General features: G+C 45.4%; 1 protein-coding gene. It reads right to left on the bottom strand.

What is annotated here, in order from left to right; all coding sequences use genetic code 11:
- Positions 1 to 122: 122 nt before the first annotated feature.
- A partial coding sequence (gene istB, locus WG904_RS19580) for an IS21-like element helper ATPase IstB (protein WP_339581048.1) occupies positions 123 to 645 on the bottom strand: 523 nt, incomplete at its 5' end.

The following is a 645-nucleotide window of genomic DNA, read 5'->3' on the forward strand; positions in this document are numbered from 1 at the left end:
TGTATATTTCGGAGAAACTGACCATGTGATTCCGTGGCAAACTGACCACCTAATTTGCTGGCGAACGAACGTTGCAAATGCTATAGAAGCGTTGACAAAAGTAGTGATTTAAAAGTTGTTTTTTATTGGAAGCTGTTTTCTTGCACAGGCACCCTTTTTTTCCGCATTGATTCTCCCTTGAGTTCAATACGGTGGGCATCATGAACAATCCTATCCAATATTGCGTCGGCAATGGTTTTTTCACCAATCACTTCATGCCATTTGCTTACCGGCAGCTGTGAGGTAATGATAAGCGAGGTCTTTGAATGCCGATCCTCGATGATCTCCATCAACGCCGCCCTGCTCTGGGCATCGAAGGGCTGTATGCCGAAATCATCTAGGATCAATAGCTGCTGTTTTTCAATCTTTGCAATCTCTTTGATATAGGATCCATCGGCCTTGGCCATTTTCAGTTTGGCAAAAAGTTTTGGCGTACTACCGTATAATACCCTGTAGCCCAGCCTACATGCCTGGTATCCGATTGCCGAGGCAAGGTAGCTTTTACCAATCCCCGTACTTCCGGTAATGAGCAGGTTCTCAAACCGGTCGATAAAAGTACAGTCTGCCAACCTCATCACCTGGTTTCTGTCAATACTCCGATCCGCA

This window comes from Pedobacter anseongensis, from assembly GCF_037482965.1.
Taxonomy (GTDB): Bacteria; Bacteroidota; Bacteroidia; order Sphingobacteriales; family Sphingobacteriaceae; genus Pedobacter; species Pedobacter anseongensis.